The sequence below is a fragment of the Actinokineospora baliensis genome (assembly GCF_016907695.1).
GTDB classification, from domain to species: Bacteria; Actinomycetota; Actinomycetes; order Mycobacteriales; family Pseudonocardiaceae; genus Actinokineospora; species Actinokineospora baliensis.
Map to the genome: position 1 here is coordinate 7446976 of NZ_JAFBCK010000001.1, position 19744 is coordinate 7466719.

Annotated in this window: 15 protein-coding genes; 5 read left to right on the plus strand and 10 right to left on the minus strand. The window is 71.0% G+C overall.

All coding sequences use genetic code 11. The annotated features are described in order from the left end of the window. Positions 1–7 precede the first annotated feature (7 nt). The gene (locus JOD54_RS32745; RefSeq protein WP_204455787.1) at positions 8–685 is read right to left on the minus strand and encodes a response regulator transcription factor; all 678 of its coding nucleotides are present in this window, start codon (positions 683–685) and stop codon (positions 8–10) included. A 185-nt stretch (positions 686–870) separates the two neighbouring features. On the opposite strand from JOD54_RS32745, the gene JOD54_RS32750 reads away from it, so the two are divergent. The 4 genes from JOD54_RS32750 to JOD54_RS32765 all read left to right on the plus strand — a co-directional run bounded on the left by JOD54_RS32750 (position 871) and on the right by JOD54_RS32765 (position 4153). Next, positions 871–1599 carry an amino acid ABC transporter ATP-binding protein gene (locus JOD54_RS32750; protein WP_204456966.1) on the plus strand — a complete coding sequence of 243 codons (729 nt, stop codon included), beginning with the start codon at positions 871–873 and terminating at the stop codon, positions 1597–1599. A 69-nt stretch (positions 1600–1668) separates the two neighbouring features. Continuing rightward, on the plus strand, positions 1669–2556 hold the full coding sequence (locus JOD54_RS32755; protein ID WP_204455788.1) for a glutamate ABC transporter substrate-binding protein: 888 nt from the start codon (positions 1669–1671) through the stop codon (positions 2554–2556). A gap of 71 nt (positions 2557–2627) precedes the next feature. Then, positions 2628–3278 carry an amino acid ABC transporter permease gene (locus tag JOD54_RS32760; protein WP_204455789.1) on the plus strand — a complete coding sequence of 217 codons (651 nt, stop codon included), beginning with the start codon at positions 2628–2630 and terminating at the stop codon, positions 3276–3278. Next, the gene (locus tag JOD54_RS32765; protein WP_204455790.1) at positions 3275–4153 is read left to right on the plus strand and encodes an amino acid ABC transporter permease; all 879 of its coding nucleotides are present in this window, start codon (positions 3275–3277) and stop codon (positions 4151–4153) included. The genes JOD54_RS32760 and JOD54_RS32765 overlap by 4 nt, the downstream gene beginning before the upstream one ends. Positions 4154–4207: 54 nt before the next feature. Here JOD54_RS32765 and JOD54_RS32770 read toward each other — a convergent pair whose 3' ends face one another. From JOD54_RS32770 to JOD54_RS32810, 9 genes are all read right to left on the minus strand, one after another. Then, a complete protein-coding gene (locus JOD54_RS32770) occupies positions 4208–4963 on the minus strand; it encodes a succinate dehydrogenase/fumarate reductase iron-sulfur subunit (protein WP_204455791.1) in 756 nt (251 codons plus the stop codon). A gap of 1 nt (position 4964) precedes the next feature. Further along, positions 4965–6875, minus strand: a complete 1911-nt coding sequence (locus JOD54_RS32775; protein ID WP_204455792.1) for a fumarate reductase/succinate dehydrogenase flavoprotein subunit — start codon at positions 6873–6875, stop codon at positions 4965–4967. A 34-nt stretch (positions 6876–6909) separates the two neighbouring features. Then, entirely contained in the window at positions 6910–7692 is a 783-nt protein-coding gene (sdhC, locus tag JOD54_RS32780; RefSeq protein ID WP_204455793.1) for a succinate dehydrogenase subunit SdhC, read from the minus strand. Positions 7693–7722: 30 nt separating this feature from the next. Continuing rightward, entirely contained in the window at positions 7723–8004 is a 282-nt protein-coding gene (locus tag JOD54_RS32785) for an Rv0250c family protein (protein WP_204455794.1), read from the minus strand. Between the two features lie 369 nt (positions 8005–8373). Then, a complete protein-coding gene (locus JOD54_RS34905; RefSeq protein WP_307860572.1) occupies positions 8374–8844 on the minus strand; it encodes a regulatory protein RecX in 471 nt (156 codons plus the stop codon). 689 nt (positions 8845–9533) lie between these two features. Further along, positions 9534–10574 (minus strand): recombinase RecA, encoded by a 1041-nt coding sequence (gene recA, locus JOD54_RS32795; RefSeq protein ID WP_204455796.1) that lies wholly within the window; start codon positions 10572–10574, stop codon positions 9534–9536. A 169-nt stretch (positions 10575–10743) separates the two neighbouring features. Further along, positions 10744–10938 (minus strand): DUF3046 domain-containing protein, encoded by a 195-nt coding sequence (locus JOD54_RS32800; RefSeq protein ID WP_204455797.1) that lies wholly within the window; start codon positions 10936–10938, stop codon positions 10744–10746. A gap of 168 nt (positions 10939–11106) precedes the next feature. Further along, the gene (locus JOD54_RS32805) at positions 11107–12810 is read right to left on the minus strand and encodes an Hsp70 family protein (protein WP_204455798.1); all 1704 of its coding nucleotides are present in this window, start codon (positions 12808–12810) and stop codon (positions 11107–11109) included. Between the two features lie 6 nt (positions 12811–12816). Next, positions 12817–14727 carry an Hsp70 family protein gene (locus tag JOD54_RS32810; RefSeq protein WP_204455799.1) on the minus strand — a complete coding sequence of 637 codons (1911 nt, stop codon included), beginning with the start codon at positions 14725–14727 and terminating at the stop codon, positions 12817–12819. A 274-nt stretch (positions 14728–15001) separates the two neighbouring features. Here JOD54_RS32810 and JOD54_RS32815 point away from each other — a divergent pair, with 274 nt between their 5' ends. Beyond that, positions 15002–19639, plus strand: coding sequence for an ATP-dependent helicase (locus JOD54_RS32815; protein ID WP_204455800.1), 4638 nt, complete (start codon positions 15002–15004; stop codon positions 19637–19639). Positions 19640–19744: the final 105 nt, after the last annotated feature.

A 19744-nucleotide genomic window follows, 5' to 3' on the forward strand; every position in this document is an offset into this window, starting at 1 on the left:
GTACGTCTCAGGCGAGTCTGCCCGGTTGACCCGACAAGCGGTACCCGACCCCCCGAACGGTCTCGATCAGCGCCGGGCGGCCCAGCTTGGTGCGCAGCGTGGCCACGTGCACGTCCAGCGACCGGTTCTCCGCGGCACCGGCCCTGCCCCACACCTCGGCGAGGATCTGCTCGCGCCCGCACACCGCGCCCTGGGCGTCGACGACGAGCGCGAAAACCTGGAACTCCTTGCGCGACAGGGAAACCGGCGCACTGTCCACAGTGACCTCGTGGCGGTCGAAGTCGACCCGCACCCCGTCGAGCTCGACGACACCGGTCGGTCCGCCGCCGCGGTCGGAGCGGCGGCGGCGCACGGCGTGCACCCTGGCCACCAGCTCGTCGACGTCGTAGGGCTTGACCAGGTAGTCGTCGGCCCCGGCGCGCAGGCCCAGGATCCGGTCGTCGACCTCGCCGCGGGCCGAGACCACGATGATCGCCACATCGCTGACCGTGCGGATCTGTCGACACAGGACGATCCCGTCCACGTCCGGCAGCCCCAGGTCCAGCAGCACCACGTCGACCTCGGCGACCAGGTCGAGCACCCCGGCCCCCGAGGCGAGCCTGCGCACCGCCAGACCGCGGCGCACCAGGGCGGGGGTCAGCGCGTCGGCGACCCGGTCGTCGTCCTCCACGAGCAGCACGCGCAACCCGCACCTCCACGGTTCCCGATCGGCTGTGTGACAGAGTTGAGACCCTAAGTGTTGCTCAAGGCCCATGGGAGTGGCGGTCGAGTCGGAGTAGGTTGCCCGAACACCCAACCCCAGACCCCTGACGCCACCCGGTACGCCAGCGCTCGGAGGACGCCATGACCGAACCGAACACCGCAGCGCCGATGATCCGGTTGGCCGCGGTGGACAAGTTCTTCGGTCCACTGCACGTGCTCAAGGACATCACCCTCGAGGTGCCCCGCGGCCAGGTGGTGGTCGTGCTCGGCCCGTCCGGGTCCGGCAAGTCCACGCTGTGCCGGGCGATCAACCGGCTGGAGCCGATCGATTCCGGCCGCATCGAGGTCGACGGCCGCCCGCTGCCCGCGGAGGGCAAGGACCTGGCCCGGTTGCGCGCCGAGGTGGGCATGGTGTTCCAGTCGTTCAACCTGTTCGCGCACAAGACGATCCTGGAGAACGTGACCCTGGCCCCGGTGAAGGTGCGCAAGCGGCCGGTGGCCGAGGCGCGCGCGACCGGGCTGGAGTTGCTGGAGCGGGTGGGGATCGCCAACCAGGCGGACAAGTACCCGGCGCAGTTGTCCGGCGGTCAGCAGCAGCGCGCGGCGATCGCGCGGGCGCTGGCCATGCGGCCCAAGGTGATGCTCTTCGACGAGCCGACCTCGGCGCTGGACCCGGAGATGGTCCAGGAGGTGCTCGACGTGATGACCTCGCTGGCCGCCGACGGCATGACGATGCTGGTGGTGACGCACGAGATGGGCTTCGCGCGCAAGGCGGCCCATCGGGTGATCTTCATGTCCGACGGCGAGGTCGTCGAGGACAGCGTCCCCACCGAGTTCTTCACCGCGCCGAAGTCCGCGCGGGCCAAGGACTTCCTTGGCAAGATCCTGACCCACTGAGCTTCCCGGGGCTTCCCCGGGGGGAGGTAGACCCGGCTGGACCGCAGCCGACGACACGAAGGAGCAGACATGCGACTCCGGGGCCTGATGATCGGCACCGCGACCGCCGCACTCGCCATCGCGGTGACCGCCTGCGGGCAGTCGAGCAACTCCGGCTCGGGTGCCAACCCGTCGGTCGACGCGCAGGCGAAGTTCGAGGCGGGCACCACCATGGCCAAGCTCAACGAGTCGGGCAAGATCCGCATCGGCACCAAGTTCGACCAGCCGCTGTTCGGCCTCAAGGGCCTGGACAACAAGCCGACCGGCTTCGACGTGGAGATCGCCAAGCTGGTCGCGGCCAAGCTCGGCCTCTCCGCCGACAAGATCGAGTGGGTGGAGACCCCGTCGAAGGTGCGCGAGGAGGTCATCGAGCAGGGCAAGGTCGACCTGGTCGTGGCCACCTACACCATCAACGACAAGCGCAAGGAGCGGATCTCCTTCGCGGGCCCGTACTACGAGGCCGGTCAGGACCTGATGGTCAAGAAGGACAACAACGACATCACCGGGCCGGACGCGCTCAAGTCCAGCGGTGCCAAGGTCTGCTCGGTCACCGGCTCCACCCCGGCCGAGACGATCAAGAAGTACGTCGACGAGAGCAACATCGTGCTCTTCGACGTGTACTCCAAGTGCGCCGACGCGCTGAAGAACAACCAGGTGCAGGCGGTCACCACGGACAACGTGATCCTGCTCGGCCTTGTCGACAAGTCCGGCGGCGAGTACAAGCTGGTCGGCAAGCCCTTCACCACCGAGCCCTACGGCATCGGCATCAAGAAGGGCGACACCAAGTTCTGCCAGTTCATCAACGACACCCTCAAGGCCGCCTCGGGCGACGGCAGCTACGAGAAGGCGTGGAAGGACACCGCGGGCAAGGTCGCGCCCAACACCCCGAAGCTGCCCGAGACCGCGGCGTGCAGCTGATCTGCTGACCCGTGCTCGGGGCGCCCGCCTGCCGGTGGGCGCCCCGAGCCTTACCGGGCTCGGAGCCACCCGTGAACGTGATCATCGACAACTTCCCGCTCTACCTCAACGGTTTCCTGCAAACGCTGCGGATCTGCGCGTTCGCCGCGGTCGGCTCGCTGGTGCTGGGCACCGTCGTCGCCGGGTTCCGGGTCTCGCCGGTCCCGCCGCTGCGCTGGGTCGGCACCGCGTGGGTCACCGTGTTCCGCAACTGCCCGCTGACCGTGGTGCTGTTCTTCTGCGCCTTCGGCCTGCCCGAGATCGGCGTCAACGGGGCGTACTTCTGGTTCGGGGTCACCGGCCTGGTGCTCTACACCTCGGCGTTCGTCTGTGAGGCGGTGCGCAGCGGCATCAACTCGGTGCCCGCGGGTCAGGCGGAGGCCGCGCGCGCGGTCGGGTTGACCTTCAGCCAGTCGCTCTCGTCGGTGGTGCTGCCGCAGGCGCTGCGCACGGTGGTGCCGCCGCTGGGCAGCGTGATCATCGCGATGATCAAGAACTCGGCGATCGCTGGCGCCTTCGGCATCGGCGGCGACCTGTTCGCCGTCGGTGACACGCTGACCTCGGCCAGGGGCGAGGCCGCGCTGCCGGTGCTGCTCGGCGTCGTCATCGGCTACTTGGTGATCACCATCCCGAGCGGGCTGCTGCTGGGTTGGGTGGAGCGGAAGGTGGCGATCGCCCGATGACCGCGTCCGTGCTCTACGACGCCCCCGGGCCGCGCGCCCGCCGCCGCACGCTGCTGGGCAGCGTCGTGGCCGGTGTGCTGGTGGCCGGGCTGCTGGCGCTGGTGGGCAACCGGCTCGCCGACAAGGGCCAGTTCGAGGCCGACAAGTGGGCCCCGCTGACCGACCCGGCCGACGACAACTTCACCCTCGTCTGGAACCTGCTCGGCGACGCACTGGTCAACACCCTCATCGCCGCGGTGCTGGCGATGGCGTTCTCACTGGTGATCGGCACCGGGCTCGCGGTGCTGCGGATCGTCGCGGGCCGCTCGTGGCGCTGGCTGGTGGTCGGCTTCATCGAGCTCTTCCGCGGCATCCCCGTGGTCATCCTGATCTTCTTCGCCGCCCGCGTGCTGCCCGGGTTCGGCATCGACCTGTCGAACCTGTGGTTCCTGGTGATCGGGCTGACCGCGTACAACTCGGTGATCATCGCCGAGATCGTGCGGGCCGGGGTGAACTCGCTGCCCAAGGGCCAGCGCGAGGCCGCCGAGTCGCTGGGGCTGCGCCGCGGTCAGGTGCTCGGCCTGGTCCTGCTGCCGCAGGCGTTCCGGGCGATGCTGCCCGCGCTGATCAGCCAACTGGTGGTGGTGCTCAAGGACACCTCGCTCGGCTTCATCATCAGCTACGAGGAAACCGTGCGCACCGCCGGGATCATCATCCAGAACCTGGACAACCCGATCCAGGTGTACTTCACCATCGCGGTGATCTTCATCGCCGTCAACTACGCCGTCAGCCGCCTGGCCATCTGGGTGGAACGGCGGCTCAGCCGCGGCAGCAAGACCGCCGCCACCCTCTCGGCCACCGACCCGGCAGCCGCCGGGGCAGGCGGCGGGGGCTGAACGCACCGGTGCCCGCGACCTCGGGGGGCCGCGGGCACCGGTGTCAGCACGGGCTCAGGAGCCGCTGCGACGGAAGATCTTGGAGCCGAGCCAGACCAGGGGGTCGTACTTGCGGTCGGCCACCCGCTCCTTCATCGGGATCAGGGCGTTGTCGGTGATCGCGATGTGCTCCGGGCACACCTCGGTGCAGCACTTGGTGATGTTGCACAGGCCGAGGCCGTGCGCCTCCTGGGCGGCCGGGACCCGGTCGGCGGTGTCGAGCGGGTGGAACTCCAACTCGGCGGCGCGCATGAGGAAGCGGGGGCCGGAGAAGGCCTCCTTGTTGTCCTCGTGGTCGCGCACCACGTGGCAGGTGTTCTGGCACAGGAAGCACTCGATGCACTTGCGGAACTCCTGCGAGCGCTCCACATCGATCTGCTGCATCCGGTACTCACCGGGGGCGAGGTCCGCCGGTGGCGTGAACGACGGGATCTCCCTGGCCTTCTGGTAGTTGAAGGACACGTCGGTGACCAGGTCGCGGATCACCGGGAAGGTGCGCATCGGGGTGACCGTCACCGTCTCGTCCTCGGTGAAGGTCGACATCCGGGTCATGCACAGCAACCGGGGCCTGCCGTTGATCTCCGCGGAGCACGAGCCGCACTTGCCCGCCTTGCAGTTCCACCGCACCGCCAGGTCCGGCGCCTGGGTGGCCTGCAGCCGGTGGATGATGTCGAGGACGACCTCGCCCTCGTGCACCTCCACCAGGAAGTCCCGCAGCTCACCGGATTCGGCGTCGCCGCGCCACACCTTGAACTTCGCCTTGTAGGGCACCTCAGTCCTTTCGTCCCGGGTGGGAGCCGAGCTCACCGTCGGTGTAGTACTTCTCCAGCTCGGTGAGCTCGAACAGCTCCACCAGGTCCTGGCGCATGGCTTCCTGCTCCTTGCGGGTGATCACCACGTCCGGGACGAGCGCGTCACCGGCGGTGGAGCAGACCAGCAGCGTGTTGCGCCACTGGGCGTCCATCATCGGGTAGTCGTCGCGGGTGTGACCGCCGCGGCTCTCGGTGCGGGTCAGCGCCGCCTTGGCCACGCACTCGCTGACCAGCAGCATGTTGCGCAGGTCGATCGCCAGGTGCCAGCCGGGGTTGTACTGCCGGTGGCCCTCGACGGTGACCTTGGGGACCCGGGCCTTGATCTCGGCGAGCTTGGCCAGCGCCGCCTCGACCTCCTCGGCCTTGCGGATGATGCCGACCAGGTCGTTCATCGACTGCTGCAACTCGTTCTGCAGCGTGTACGGGTTCTCCTCCACGCCGTTGGCTGGCGGGTCGAACGGGGCGAGCGCGAACCGGGCCGCGTCGTCCACATCGGACTGGACGACGGCGGGCCTCGTGCTCAGCGACTCGACGTAGTCCGCGGCGCCGAGGCCCGCGCGGCGGCCGAACACCAGCAGGTCCGACAGCGAGTTGCCGCCGAGCCGGTTGGAGCCGTGCATGCCACCGGAGCACTCACCGGCGGCGAACAGGCCGGGCACGCCGGCCGCGGCGGTGTCCGGGTCGACCTCGACGCCACCCATGACGTAGTGGCAGGTCGGCCCGACCTCCATCGGCTCCGCGGTGATGTCGACGTCGGCCAGTTCCTTGAACTGGTGGTACATCGAGGGCAGCCTGCGCCGGATCTCCTCGGCGGGCAGGCGGCTGGCGATGTCGAGGAACACCCCGCCGTGCGGTGACCCGCGACCGGCCTTGACCTCGGAGTTGATCGCGCGGGCCACCTCGTCGCGGGGCAGCAGGTCCGGGGTGCGGCGGTTGTTCTCCTGGTCGGTGTACCAGCGGTCGGCCTCCTGCTCGCCGTCGGCGTACTGGCCCTTGAACACGTCCGGGATGTAGTTGAACATGAACCGCTTGTCGTCGGAGTTCTTCAGCACCCCGCCGTCGCCGCGCACGCCCTCGGTGACCAGGATGCCCTTCACGCTGGGCGGCCACACCATGCCGGTCGGGTGGAACTGCACGAACTCCATGTTGATCAGCGTGGCGCCCGCCCGCAGCGCGAGCGCGTGCCCGTCACCGGTGTACTCCCAGGAGTTGGAGGTCACCTTGAAGCTCTTGCCGATGCCGCCGGTGGCCAGCACGACCGCCGGGGCCTCGAACAGGATGAACCGACCGGACTCGCGCCAGTACCCGAAGGCACCCGCGATCGCGTCGCCGTCCTTGAGCAGCTCGGTGACCGTGCACTCGGCGAAGACCTTGATCCTGGCCTCGTAGTCGCCGGACTCGCGGAAGTCCTCCTGCTGCAGCGACACGATCTTCTGCTGCATGGTGCGGATCAGCTCGAGGCCGGTGCGGTCGCCGACGTGGGCGAGCCGGGGGTAGGTGTGGCCGCCGAAGTTGCGCTGGCTGATCCGGCCGTCGGTGGTCCGGTCGAACAGGGCGCCGTAGGTCTCCAGCTCCCAGACCCGGTCCGGGGCCTCCTTGGCGTGCAACTCGGCCATCCGCCAGTTGTTCAGGAACTTGCCGCCGCGCATCGTGTCGCGGAAGTGGACCTGCCAGTTGTCGTTGGAGTTCGCGTTGCCCATTGACGCGGCACAGCCGCCCTCGGCCATCACCGTGTGGGCCTTGCCGAACAGCGACTTGCACACCACGGCGACGCGCAGCCCCCGCTGCCGCGCCTCGATCACCGCGCGCAGTCCCGCGCCACCGGCTCCGATGACCACCACGTCGTAGGAGTGGCGCTCGACCTCGGTCATGTGTTCCTCTCGAGAATGTCTAGCCGCTTCAGGTTCAGAAGAAGCGCAGATCGGAGATGGCACCGCTGGCGACGAGCATCACGTAGAGGTCCGTCAGCACCAGCGTGCCGAGGGTCGTCCAAGCCAGCCGCATGTGCCGGACGTTGAGCTTGGAGACCAGGGTCCAGGCGCGGTAGCGCACGGGGTGCTTGGAGAAGTGCTTGAGCCTGCCGCCCGCGATGTGCCTGCAGGAGTGGCACGAGAGCGTGTAGGCCCAGAGCAGGACCACGTTGACCAGCAGGACCAGGTTGCCCAGGCCGAGGCCGTGGGTGAGGGCCACGACGGCGTCGTAAGTATTGATCACCGAGACGAGCAGCGCCACGTAGAAGAAGTAGCGGTGCGCGTTCTGCACGACCAGCGGGAGCTTGGTCTCCCCCGAGTACGACGCGTGCGGCTCGGCCACGGCGCAGGCGGGCGGCGACTGCCACACCGACCGGTAGTAGGCCTTGCGGTAGTAGTAGCAGGTCAGCCGGAAGCCGAGCAGGAACGGCAGGGCGATGAAGCCGAGCGGGATCCAGCCCGGCAGCTCCGGCAGCGGGGTGCCGAAGTGGCTGGATCCCGGCAGGCACGACTCGCTCAGGCACGGCGAGTAGAACGGTGTCAGGTAGCCGTACTGCTCGACCACGTACCACTTGCCCATGAACGAGCGGACCGTCGCGTAGCCGATGAAGGTCAGCAGGCCGAGGTTGGTGAGCAGGGGCGGGAGCCACCACCGGTCGGTCCGCAGGGTGCGCGCGGAGATACTCGCCCGGGTGGGGGCGCCAACACCTGACGTCATCGTGTCCTCGTTGTTGAGCTGTGTGGTGGTCTAGCGCTGGTGGCCGCCGACTCCCTCGTCGTCGGCGCCGTGCCACAGCGCTGGGTCGTACGGGGTGTCCGGCACGACGACGACGTCAGCCGGTTCCGGCCGCCTCGGGATGGGGGCGGTCGGGGTGGTGGTGAAGTCGGCGGCGTCGATATCGATGCGCTCGATGTCGTTGACGAGCCTGCGGACGGCGGGCACGTCGCCGTACCTGGCCCGCAGGGCACCGACGCACTGCCGCAGTTGACCGATGGTCCGCTGCAGCTCGCTGATCTCCGTACTCGACATGTCGCACCTCCGTACCTGCGTCCGGTCGCGGCGTGGGTCCGTTGCCGTCGGGGGACCCGGTCACCGCTCGTCGCCGACTGTGCCTTGCGACGGCAGATGTGACAAGTACCACAAGCGGCGCGTCGATGGGTGATCGACCCCGTGCCGGGGGTGGTCAAGACCTGTGATCTCGCGCACACGCGAAGGTCGACCGTACAGTGTTAGGGCAGGTGAAACCGTTGCCCGGCAAGGAAAGCGGGCCGCAACTGTCCCGTGTGACACTGCCCACTGTGGCCGACCCTCAAGGTCATCGCCCGGCGGCGTCCCGGCGCCCGAAAATCTCCGCCCGCGGGGAGTGGATCATCACCCGGCGTGACGGCGCGGTTGCTTCTAGTCGTGCGCGGTGTCGGCGTCGAGGGCGGCGCGGACGACCCGGTAGGCCATCCCCTCGCCGTAGCCGCGGCGGGCGAGCATCGCGACGAGGCGGCGGACCTTGGTCTGCTCGTCGAGGCCGCGCATGCCGCCCAGCTTCTTGTCGACCAGCTCCGCGGCGCGCTCCTGCTCGGCGTCGGTGTCCACCGCCGCGACCGCCTCGGCCACGATCTCGTCGTCGACCCCCTTGCGGCGCAGCTCCGTCGCCAGCGCCCGCCGCCCCAGCCCGCGGTGGGTGTGCCGCGACCGCACCCAACTCTCGGCGAACGCGGCGTCGTTGATCAGCCCGGCCCGGTCGAACTTCCCGAGCACCACCTCGGCGACGTCATCGGGGATCTCCTTGCGCCGCAGCGCTTGCGCGAGCTCAACCCTGGTCCGGTCGCGGGCGGCCAGCAGCCGGTAGCAGATGTCCCGAGCCTTGGCGGCCACCTCATCCGGCGTGAGCTCCCGCTCCCGGCGACCCCGCCGACCAGCCCCCGCCTCCCCGTCCCCGGTGTCAGGCTCCGGCTCAGGACGGGGCACGGCCGACAACTCGGCCAGCTTCCGCCGCACCCGCTCCACTTCCCCGCCGGACTCCCGACGAGCGGCACCGGTGGGACCCTGGGTTTCTGGCGGCGCCTCAACGAGCTCCCTGGCGCCAGACGCGCCGGATCGGCCCCGCTCGGGGCGGGGTGCGGCTGGCAACTCGGCCAACTTCTGACGCACCCGCCCCACTTCCCCGCCAGACTCCCGAAGGGCGGCACCGGTGGGGTCCTGGGTTTCCGGCGGCGCCTCAACAGACTCCCCAGCGCCAGCTCGCCCCCGCTCGGGGCGAGCGGCTGGTTTCTGCCGCGCTCGCCCCACTTTTCCGGTGGAACCGCTGGGGTCCTGGTCCTCCGGCGACACCTCGGCGGGGGGATTCCTCTTGCGCCGCACGGGCTCGGACCCGGTGTCCTCAGTGGACCTCCGGGCCTTCGGGCGCGCAGCAGGCTGCTCCGCCCACCACTGCCCGTCCGCGACGGGCTCGGGTGGCTCGGTCGTGTCCGACCACCAGGTCCCCGGGGCGGTCTCGGCCGCCGCCCCGGGGTCGGGGTCGTGCCACCACCCGGTCCCCTCGGTCCGGGGGGTGTGCTCCGGCATCAGAACTCGACGGGGGCCGGGGCGGTCTCGTCGGCGTCGAGCTTGGCACCGATGCCGAGCTTCTCCTTGATCCGCTTCTCGATCTCGTCGGCCACGTCCGGGTTGTCCAGCAGGAACTTGCGGGCGTTCTCCTTGCCCTGGCCCAGCTGGTCGCCCTCGTAGGTGTACCAGGCGCCGGACTTGCGCAGGATGGCCTGGTCGACGCCCATGTCGATGAGCGAGCCCTCGCGGCTGACGCCCTTGCCGTAGAGGATGTCGAACTCGGCCTGCTTGAACGGCGGGGCGACCTTGTTCTTGACGACCTTGACCCTGGTGCGGTTGCCGACCGGCTCGCCGCCGTCCTTGAGGGTCTCGATCCGCCGGACGTCGAGGCGGACCGAGGCGTAGAACTTCAGCGCCTTGCCGCCGGTCGTGGTCTCCGGGGACCCGAACATCACGCCGATCTTCTCGCGCAGCTGGTTGATGAAGATCGCGGTGGTGCCGGAGTTGTTCATCGCGCCGGTCATCTTGCGCAGCGCCTGGCTCATCAGCCTGGCCTGCAGGCCGACGTGGTTGTCGCCCATCTCGCCCTCGATCTCGGCGCGCGGCACCAGGGCGGCGACCGAGTCGATGACGATGATGTCGAGCGCACCGGAGCGGATCAGCATGTCCGCGATCTCCAGCGCCTGCTCACCGGTGTCTGGCTGCGACACCAGCAGCGCGTCGGTGTCGACGCCGAGCGCCTTGGCGTACTCGGGGTCGAGCGCGTGCTCGGCGTCGATGAACGCCGCGATGCCGCCCGCGCGCTGGGCGTTGGCCACCGCGTGCAGTGCGACGGTGGTCTTACCGGACGATTCCGGGCCGTAGATCTCCACGACCCTGCCGCGCGGCAGGCCACCGATGCCGAGGGCGACGTCGAGGGCGATGGCGCCGGTCGGGATGACGGCGATCGGGGCGCGGCCCTCCTCGCCGAGGCGCATCACCGATCCCTTGCCGAAGTTCTTGTCGATCTGGGCCAGGGCGAGCTCAAGCGCCTTGTCCCGGTCGGGTGCTGCTGGCATCTTCGATCCACCTCGGGTCTGTTTCGTGCTCACGCCGAGCACGCTACGGGCAGGGACCGACGATTGTCGGCGGGCACCGCCGGTCTGTGGACAAACGGGGCCGTTGTGGATGGGAGAGTAGCGAACACCTGTTCGACCCCGCGGACCGACACGCCGGAGCCCCGGCCGCTCAGCGCCGTTCGGGTGGTACCTCGAAGACCTCGCAGACGACCCGCCAGATCTCCTTCGCCGGGATCCCGGCGTCAAGCGCCTGCTCGACGGTGCGGCCGCCGAGGGCGCCGAAAACGTGGTCGTGGGCGATGGTCTCGGCCAGCGGGGCGCCGAACTCGTCGGCGAGCAGGGCACGGAAAGCGGTGATGCGCATCGCCACGCAGTCTAGGCGCAGGGCACAATCGGGGGTGTGGCCATCGAACCGCCGTCCGCGCTGGAGAGCACGCTGATCGACATCGCCGTCATCGGCGGGCTGGTCGCGGCGATCGTCTTCGGGATACTGGCGCTGCGCAACCGGCGGCGCTAGCACTGGGTCGGGCCACTAGGTACCCGGCTGGACCTCGGCGGTGAAGAAGTCGGCGAGGGTGTCCGGCGTGAGGTCGCGGGCCCCGGTGCGCGAGACCCATCCGACGAGCGGACGATCGGCGACGGTGAAGACGAGGACCCCGGCACCGTCCTTGACCCCTGCGCGGTAGCTGCCGCCGAGTCCGTTGCCGCGCCAGTCCGCGACGACGTGATCACTGCCGGTCATCGCGTTGAGCTCGGTGGTGAACAGCTCCTGGACCTCTTCACGCGAACCGAGTTGGGCGTAGTTGACGGTGTAGGACCGCGGCAGGGTGCAGGTGACGTCCGCGGGTGACTCCGCCGTCTTGCACTGCCCGTCCGCGACGTCACCGGCGAGTTGGCGCAGGCAGGCGGTGAAGCCCTGGGAGTCCTTGGCGCCCTTGGTCTGGCACGAGTCCGCGCTCGGCAGGTCGTCGCGCGGCAGCAGGAAGAACACCCCGGCGGCGACGGCGAGCGCGACGACCACGGCGGCGGAGATCAGCAGCGGCAGCCTGGACCGCTTCGGCGGCGGTGGCGCCACCGGTCGCTGCGGGACCGGGAAGTTGACCTGGAGCGGTCCCGTGTAGGTCGGCTGGTGCTGGCCCGGGTCGACCGTGGTGGTGCGCATGCTGATGCCCTCGCGGCTCACCAGGTGCGCGCCGAGGGCAACAGCCGTCTCGGGCTGGTCGAGGCTGGTGGGCACGACCCGGAGCTGCTCGGCGATCAGCGTCGCCACCAGCGGGATCCGGCTGGCCCCGCCGACGAGGTAGATGCCCACCAGCCGGTCAGGGGTGAGGCCGGTGGCCCGGGTGGTCGCGGCGAGGACCTCGACGCTGCGCAGCAGGCTCGGCCGGATCAGGGCTTCCAACTCGACGCGCGTCAGCAGGACGTCGTGGAAGGGCGCCGGCATGGGCACCTCGGTTTGCGGATGGCGCGATAGAGCTTCCTTGGCTGCCTTAATGTCTTCTTGCAGCGCCCTACGAGCCCGGCGGTCCGTAGTGGACTCTGGCCGCAGTAGGCGCTGCCACCCCACGGGATCGCGGTGGGAAACTTGGCGACCAACGTGCTCTAGTAAGAACTGGTCCACATCAACGCCGCCGAGATCCGCCAAGCCGTTCTCGGCCAAGACCGCGAACCCTTGCTGCGTCGCGGCGACGACGGCGACATCGAAGGTCCCTGCGCCTAGGTCGTAGACAGCCAGCGCCTGCCCTGGCGGTAGCGGGTGCCCTAGCGAAGTGAAGTGCGCTGCGGCGGCGACCGGTTCGGGGACCATGACCAGGTTCGTGCCCATGCCCGCTTGCCTGGCCGCCGACAAGAGGACGTTGCGCCGCACGGGGCCCCACTGCGCGGGGTGGGTCAACCGGACCTCATCCGGCCGGGCACCACCCAACTGCCTAGAGACCTCGTCGATCACATGCCGCAAGACCGCCGCGAGCGCATCCACCACCGGGACGACGACATCGCCTAAGAGCAAGGTCCCCTCGTCCACCCGCCGCTTCGGATTCGGCTCGAACCGCGCCGGATCCAGCCGCGCCCGCCGCTCAGCGTCCCGTCCGACAACCAGCCCACCGTCCTCGCTGGCATAGACCGCCGACGGCATGGTCGCCGCTCCGTCGACCTCGATCACCCGCGGTGGACGGCCGTGCGCGGACAGCACCGCCACGGTGTTGGAGGTGCCGAGGTCGACGGACAGGACGCGCATGGAGGATCAGGTACCGGTACCGGGCTTGACGTGCTCGTTGAAGAACGAGAGCACGTCATCGGAACCGGGCAGGGCCATCACGGTGCCCATGACCGGGGTGTCCGCGACGGAGAACATGAGCAGGCTCGCGCCGCCGGTGATCTCCGCGTACTGGTACTTGCCGCTCTTGCCGCCACCGTCCCAGTCGCCGGACTGCGACTGCTCTCCGAGCGCGGAGAAGGCGGCGTCGATGTTGGTGTCGACCAGCCCCTCGGACGGGAACTGGTAGTAGAGGACGTAGTACCCGTTGCCCGGCTTGCAGGTCACCGCGACCGCGCCCGCGCTGTCCAGGTCACCCGCGCCCGGGATGTTCGTACCGGTGTCGCAGTTGTGGTCGGCGACCGGGCCGGCGATCTCTCGGATGCAGGGGGTGAACCCCTGCTCGTCGGTGGTCGTGTCACCGCAGTCCGCGGTCACCGTGGAGCCGCCGGAGGTGGCGATGATGACGCTGACGATGCCGATCACCAGGACGGCGACGACCGCGGCGGCGACGTACCAGGTCTTGTTCGAGTTCCGCTGCGGCTGTGGGGGCAGCGGTAACGGCTGGTGCTGGACCGGCGTCGGGATCGACGGGGGGCTCTGCACCGGGATGGGGTTCGACGGCGGCGCCTGGACCGGGATCGGCCGTGACGGCGGGCCTTGGACGCGCTGGGGACCCGACTGCGGGAACTGCTGGGCCGGGGTGGCGCCGGTCTGCGGGGCCTGCGGCGCTTGCGCGTTGAAGCCGCTGGTGCGCGGCGGGACGGTCGCGCGGGAGCGGCGGACGGCGTCGATGGTGCTGGACATGTCGCCGGTGCGCATCGTGATGCCCTCTTGCGGCACGTGGTGCGCGCCGAGGGCCACGGCCGTCTCGGGCTGGTCGAGGCTGGTGGGCACGACCCGCAGCTGCTCGGCGATCAGGGTCGCCACCAGCGGGATGCGGCTCGACCCGCCGACCAGGTAGATGCCGACGAGCCGGTCGGGGGTCATGCCGGTGGAGCGGATCGTGGCGGCGAGCAGTTCGACGCTGCGGAGCATGCCGGGGCGGATCAGGGCCTCGAGCTCGACGCGGGTGACGAGGACGTCGTCGAACGGCTCCGGCAGCGGGACCTCGGTCTGCGGGTGCCGCGACAGGGCCTCCTTGGACGCCTTCACGTCCTCGCGCAGCGCGCGCTGGGCCCGCCGGTCGCCGGTGGACTCGGGGCGCAGCAGCCGCTGCCAACCCGCCGGGTCGCGGTGCGAGACCTGGCGGCCCACGTGTTCCAGAAGGGCCTGGTCGACGTCGAGACCGCCGAGGTCGGGCAGGCCCGCCTCGGCCAGAACCACGAAACCGTTTTGCGTTGCGCCAACGATGGCCACGTCGAAGGTGCCCGCGCCGAGGTCGTAGACGGCGAGCGCTTGCCCGGAAGCCAGGGTCTGGCCGGGGAAGGAGGCGAAGTGCGCGGCGGCGGCCACGGGTTCGGGGACCAGGACCAGGTTCGACCCCATGCCCGCCTGGCGGGCGGCCGACAGCAGCACGTTGCGCCGCACCGGACCCCACTGCGCGGGGTGGGTCAGCCGGACCTCGTCGGGCTTCTTGTTGCCGAGCTGGCGGGAGGTCTCGTCGGCGACCCGGCGCAGGACACCGGCCAGCGCGTCGGTGACCGGGACGACGGTGTCGCCGAGCAGGAGGGTGCCCTCGTCGACGCGGCGCTTGGGGTTGGGCTCGAACCGGGAGGGGTCGAGCCGGGCGCGCCGCTCGGCGTCGCGGCCGACGACCAGCCCGCCGTCCTCGCCCGCGAACACCGCCGAGGGCATCATCGAGGCGCCGTCGACGTCGACCACCCGTGGCGGGCGGCCGTGCGCGGACAGCACGGCGACGGTGTTCGACGTGCCGAGATCGACCGACAGGACGTTCACTGCTCTCCCCTCAACGCAACCCCGATCGTGCTTCCCCCCAGGTTGTCGTCGCAGATGCTCCCATGCGTGACACGCCGTGCGGGCCCGGTCTCCCAGATCTCCGCGTGCGCGAGGTCACGCGGGGTGGGGCCTTACCGTACCCAGGTCCGGGCCCGGCTCCCACGGCCAACACGGCGAGGTCCCGGGTGGACACTCACAGTCCACAACCACCCGAACCATCCACAGCCCGGATCGGGTCGTGGCGCTGTCGGTCCGCTGGGGTAACCATGGGACTGTGACCACCGAAGCGCTCGACCTGTTCACCGCCCCGACCCGGCACTGGTTCGGCGGTGCGTTCGCCGCGCCCACCGACGCCCAGGCCGGGGCGTGGCGGGCGGCCGCGGCGGGCGAGCACGCGCTCGTGGTCGCGCCGACCGGGTCGGGCAAGACGCTGGCCGCGTTCCTGTGGGCGCTCGACCGGCTCGCGCACGAGGGGGTGCCGAGCGACCCCAAGAAGCGGTGCCGGGTGCTGTACGTGTCCCCGCTCAAGGCGCTGGCGGTGGACGTCCAGCGCAACCTGCGGGCCCCGCTGGCCGGGATCAGGCAGGCAGCGCACCGGCTCGACCTGCCGGAACCGGACATCACCGTCGGCACCCGCACCGGCGACACCCCGGCCGACGAGCGCCGCTCGTTCGCCAGGACGCCGCCGGACGTGCTGGTCACCACGCCCGAGTCGCTGTTCCTGCTGCTGACCTCGGCGGCACGGGAGTCGCTGCGCGGGGTGGGCACGGTGATCGTCGACGAGGTGCACGCGGTGGCCGGGACCAAGCGCGGCTCGCACCTGGCGGTGTCGCTGGAGCGGCTGGACGCGCTGCTGGAGCGGCCCGCGCAGCGCATCGGGCTGTCGGCGACGGTGCGGCCGGTGGAGGAGATCAGCGGGTACCTCGGCGGCGGCCGCCCGGTCACCCTGGTCCGGCCGAAGATCGCGAAAACGGTTCAGGTCAGCGTCGAGGTGCCGGTGTCGGACATGGCCGCCCTCGGCGAGGGCCCCGCGGCGCCGGTCGACCCGGACGCGCCGGAGGCCCCGCAGCGGCCGTCGATCTGGCCGGTGGTGGAGCAGCGGGTGCTGGAGTTGGTGCGCCAGCACCGGTCGACCATCGTGTTCGCCAACTCGCGGCGGCTGGCCGAGCGGATGACCGCGCGGCTCAACGAGTTGGCGACCGAGGAGTCCGAGGCGATCGCCCGGTTCCCGGCGGAGGCGATCGGGCAGTCCGGGTTGACCACGATGACCGAGCCGGTGGTGGCCAGGGCGCACCACGGGTCGATGTCGCGCGAGCAGCGGACGCTGGTGGAGGAGGACCTGAAGTCCGGGCGGCTGCCGTGCGTGGTGGCCACCTCCTCGCTGGAACTGGGCATCGACATGGGCGCGGTCGACCTGGTGGTGCAGATCGAGGCGCCGCCGACGGTCGCGGCCGGGATGCAGCGGGTGGGGCGCGCGGGCCACCAGGTGGGGGCGGTCTCGCGCGGGGTGATGTTCCCGAAGTTCCGCGGCGACCTGGTGTCCTGCGCGGTGGTCGCCGAGCGGATGGCGGGCGGCGCGATCGAGGCGGTCCGCTACCCGCGCAACCCGCTGGACGTGCTGGCGCAGCAGGTCGTGGCGATGGTGGCGCTGGAGCCGTGGACGGTGACCGATCTGGCGGCCCTGGTGCGGCGGGCGGCGCCGTACGCGTCGCTGCCGGATTCGGCGCTGTACTCGGTGCTGGACATGTTGGCGGGCCGGTACCCGAGCGAGGAGTTCGGCGAACTGCGGCCGCGGATCACCTGGGACCGGGTCAGCGGTGAGCTGCGCGGGCGGCCGGGGTCGCAGCGGTTGGCGGTCACCTCGGGCGGCACGATCCCGGACCGGGGCCTGTTCACCGTGATGACCCCGCCGGACGAGCGCGGCGCCGGGTCGCGGGTCGGTGAGCTGGACGAGGAGATGGTCTACGAGTCCCGGGTCGGCGACACGTTCCTGCTGGGCACCTCGGCCTGGCGGGTGCAGGACATCACCCATGACCGGGTGATCGTCACGCCAGCGCCGGGCGAGCCCGCGCGGATGCCGTTCTGGAAGGGCGACGCGCCGGGGCGGCCGCTGGAGCTGGGGCGGGCACTGGGCGCGTTCGTCCGCGAACTGTCCGCTGTGGACGAACCGGCGGCGCGGGAGCGGGCCGCGGTGGCCGGGCTGGACGAGTGGGCGACCGACAACCTGCTGGCGTACCTGGGTGAGCAGCGCGAGGCGACCAGGCACATCCCCGACGACCGGACCGTGCTGGTGGAGCGGTTCCGCGACGAGCTGGGCGACTGGCGGCTGGTGGTGCACTCGCCTTTCGGAGCGCAGGTGAACGCCCCGTGGGCGTTGGCGATCGGAGCGCGGCTGCGCGAGCGGCGCGGGGTGGACGCGCAGATCGCGCACTCCGACGACGGGATCGTGGTGCGGCTGCCGGACGCGGTCGACGACAGCGGGCAGGAAGTGGTGGCGGGCGTCGAGGACGTGCTGCTCGACCCAGAGGAGGTCGAGCAGGTGGTGGTGGCCGAGGTGGGCGGGTCCGCGCTGTTCGCGTCCCGGTTCCGCGAGTGCGCGGCGCGGTCGTTGCTGCTGCCCCGGCGCGATCCCCGACGGCGGACCCCGCTGTGGCAGCAGCGGCAGCGGTCGGCGCAACTGCTGTCGGTCGCGGCGAAGTACGAGCAGTTCCCGGTGGTGCTGGAGGCCATGCGGGAGTGCCTGCAGGACGTCTACGACGTGGCCGGTCTGCGCGAGCTGATGTCGGACGTGCGGGCTCGGCGGGTGCGGGTGGTCGAGGTGGAGACCCCGTCGGCGTCGCCGTTCGCGCGCAGCCTGCTGTTCGGGTACGTGGGCATGTTCCTCTACGGGGTCGACGTTCCGCTGGCGGAGCGGCGGGCTGCGGCGCTGTCGCTCGACAGCGCGCTGCTGGCGGAGCTGCTGGGGTCGGAGGCGATCCGGGAGCTGCTCGACCCCGAGGTGCTGGCCGAGGTGGAGCGGTCGCTGCAGCGGCTCGACCCGAAGCGGCACGCCAGGCACGCCGAGGACGCGGCGGACCTGCTGCGGTTCTTGGGAGACCTGTCCGAGGCGGAGGCGGCCGAGCGCGGCGTGCTGCCCGAGTGGCTGACGGAGTTGGTCGCCGCGCGGCGGGTACTGCGGGTGCGGATCGCGGGCGAAGAGCGGTTCATCTCGATCGAGGACGCCGGACGGGTTCGCGACGCGCTGGGCACGGCGCTGCCGGTGGGGGTACCGGAGGCGTTCACCGAGCCGGTGGCGGACCCGGTCGGCGACCTGCTGGCCCGGTACGCCCGCACGCACGGCCCGTTCCCGGCGGCGGAGGCGGCGACCCGGTTCGGGTTGGGCGTGTCGGTGGTGACGGGGGTGTTGGAGCGGCTCGCGGGGTCAGGTCGGTTGGTGCGCGGCGAGTTGCGGCCGGGCGGCACGCACACCGAGTACTGCGACGCCGACGTGCTGCGCCGGTTGCGCCGGGCGTCGCTGGCGCGGTTGCGGGCCGAGGTGGAGCCGGTCGAGCCCGCCGCGCTGGGCCGGTTCTTGCCCAGTTGGCACGGGATCGGCCGCAGACTGCGATCGGCCCCGAAGGCCGACGACGTGCTGTCGGTGGTGGAGCAGCTGGCCGGGGCGCCGCTGCCCGCGAGCGCCGTCGAGTCATTGATCCTGCCCGCGCGGTTGCCCGGGTACACGCCCGCGCTGCTCGACGAACTGACCACGGCGGGCGAGGTCACCTGGTGCGGCAGCGGTTCCCTCGCCGGTGGCGACGGCTGGATCGCTCTGGCGCCAACGGATGTGGCGGACCTGCTGCTGCCGGAGGTGGAGGAGGCGGTACCGGACACCCCGCTGCACACCGCCGTTCTGTCTTCTTTGGACAGCGGGGCGCTCTTCTTCCGCCAGATCGTGGACCGGACCAGCGCCGTCCTGCTCGACGGCGGAGCCGAGGCGCCGGGTGATCAAGACGTGGTCACCGCCCTGTGGGACCTGGTGTGGGGCGGCCTGGTCACCAACGACACGATCGCGCCGCTACGGATGCTCGTGGCGGGCAAGGGCGCCGCCCACAAACCACGGCGCACCCCGCCCCGCGGCCGGTACGCCCGCCTGCGCACGGCACGTCCCGTGATGCCCAGCCGCACCGGACCGCCGACCGTCGGCGGGCGGTGGTCGTTGGTCGTGCCGCGCGAGGAGGATCCGACCCGCCGGGCGCACGCGCGCGCCGAGGCTTTCCTGGAGCGGCACGGGGTCCTGACCCGCGGCGCCTTGGACACCGAGCGCGTGGTCGGCGGGTTCAGCGGGGTCTACAAGGTGCTGCGCGCGATGGAGGACTCCGGTCAGATCGTGCGGGGGTACGTCGTCGAAGGCCTCGGCGCGGCCCAGTTCGCCGCTCGCGGAGCCGTCGACCGCCTCCGCGCCCTCTCCCGCCCGGACTCAGCACCGCCCGAGCCGGACGTGGTGGTCGGTGCGGGCTGGCCGGTCCCGGCGAGCATGCAACTCCCCACCGCCCCTCAGTCCACACTGGACGCCGTGGTCCTCGCCGCCGCCGACCCAGCCCAGCCCTACGGCGCCGCCCTGGACTGGCCCACCCCCGTCGGCGAAGGCAAACACCGCCCCGCCCGCAAAGCAGGCGCCCTGGCCGTCCTGGTAGACGGCGTCCCCGCCCTCTACGTAGAACGCGGCGGCAGAACCCTCCTCTCCTTCACCGACAACGACCCGTCCCTCCGAGCCGCAGCCGAAGCCCTGTCCAAAGCCGTCCGCGAAGGCTGGCTCGGCAGCCTCTCCGTAGAAAAAGCCGACGGCGAAATAGCCCTGACCTCAACCCTGGCCACCGTCCTGCGCGACGCCGGCTTCCGCGCAACCCCCAAAGGCCTCCGCCTCCGCGCCTGACCCGACCACGATCGTCACCCGGCCCCGAACACAGGAGGGACATCAAGGACAACGTTGGTGATGGCCCGGGACTGTGCAAGCCGGTTGGCGCGGCGTTCCCTGACG